Source organism: Pseudomonas sp. NPDC087346 (genome assembly GCF_044744235.1).
Classification (GTDB): domain Bacteria; phylum Pseudomonadota; class Gammaproteobacteria; order Pseudomonadales; family Pseudomonadaceae; genus Aquipseudomonas.
In genome coordinates this window covers 2,149-2,552 of sequence record NZ_JBIUXX010000146.1, presented here as the reverse complement: position 1 = coordinate 2,552, position 404 = coordinate 2,149, and the positions used below count along the sequence as shown (strand labels likewise).

The window sequence follows — 404 nt, the reverse complement described above, 5'->3', positions numbered from 1 at the left end:
GCTTCTTTGAACGGCAAGCCAATCAAAGAAGCCGGTCCTTCCATCCCTGTCGAGATCCTCGGCCTGGACGGCACCCCGGACGCTGGCGACGAGATGAGCGTGCTGTCGGATGAGAAGAAAGCCCGTGAAGTGGCTCTGTTCCGTCAAGGCAAGTTCCGCGAAGTCAAACTGGCTCGCGCTCATGCTGGCAAGCTGGAAAACATCTTCGAAAACATGGGTCAGGCAGAGAAGAAGACGCTCAACATCGTCCTCAAATCTGATGTCCGTGGTTCGTTGGAAGCTTTGCAGGGCGCTCTGAATGGCCTGGGCAACGACGAAGTGCAAGTGCGCGTAGTCGGCGGCGGCGTCGGTGGTATCACCGAATCCGATGCCAACCTGGCACTGGCTTCCAACGCTGTACTGTT

General features: G+C 57.4%; 1 pseudogene. It reads left to right on the top strand.

Features of this window, described 5'->3' with window-relative positions:
• Positions 1–404, top strand: a pseudogene (locus ACIOZM_RS31530) (translation initiation factor IF-2); the annotation flags it as partial.